General features: G+C 46.4%; 1 pseudogene. It reads left to right on the top strand.

The features are described from left to right. A pseudogene (locus HC176_RS18010) lies at window positions 1–290 on the top strand (hypothetical protein); the annotation flags it as partial. Window positions 291–347 lie beyond the last annotated feature (57 nt).

Below are 347 nucleotides of genomic sequence, written 5' to 3'. Positions count from 1 at the left end.
CACCTCCGGCTCCCCCAACTCCCAAGGAGGGCGAAATACCTCTTCCTCCTCCTCCGCCACCTGTACCTCAAAATATTGATGTACCAATGCCTCCACCGCCACCGCCTTCTCCCATTGAGGCAGTCAAAGGCTGGATAGAAGAGGGTGCCGAATTCTATCTCAATGGAAATAAAGTAACTGGCGAAAAGGCACTTGAGGTAGTAAAAGAAAACAATGGAAAAAACCTTAGCGTACAGGTAGAGGAAAACGCTTCAGGAAAGACAGTGAGATTATCGGATAAAAAAAGGTAGCATTACAGACCTAACAGGTCTCAGAGACCTGTTAGGTCTAATCCTGTAATAGTAAAG

It is taken from the genome of Tamlana crocina (assembly GCF_012037625.1).
Note: the sequence above shows the minus strand (reverse complement) of the source record. Positions and strands in the feature narration are given on the sequence as shown.